We start from the raw sequence: 540 nt of genomic DNA on the forward strand, positions 1-540 counted from the left end.
GAACGACACACACGGTTTTTGCCTACTTTAACCGTATCCGCGGCGAAAGAACCGCGCCTTTACGCACAGAAATCGACCCGGCGGAACTGAAAACCGTTCTCCCGGACGTTTTCATTCTCGAAACGAACCGTCAACGCGAGCCACAGTTCCGTCTCGCCGGGACACGTGTCTGTGCCATACTGGGACGCGAGCTGCGCGGAGAAAATTTTGTCGATCTCTGGCATACGCCCAATCGTCACAAGGTCCGCCTAGGCGTCGAGGCCGTGCTGGCCAATCAGGCGCCGCTTCTCATCAAGGCCTGGAGCATCGCCGACGAGGAAATGGACGGATCACTCGAAATGCTGCTGATGCCGCTCTTCTCCCGTCCCGGCATCTGCGACAGGGTCATCGGTTCGCTGGTCGATCTCGGGAAGCCTCCTCTGCTTGGCGAGCGCAACCGCATCCTGGTCGCCGGCGCGTTTCGCTTCCTCACGCAGGAAGAGCCGCAGCAGCCGGAAGCGCACGAGGCCTTCGCCGTCGTGACGTCGCAGATCTCAGCCT

The 540-nt window shown here is 60.7% G+C and carries 1 protein-coding gene; it reads left to right on the forward strand.

What is annotated here, in order from left to right:
* Positions 1–540: PAS domain-containing protein (locus tag AC1D0P_RS27895; protein WP_477679697.1), on the forward strand; the 540-nt coding region annotated here is incomplete at both ends.

Source organism: Polaromonas sp. P1_G2, assembly GCF_056405515.1.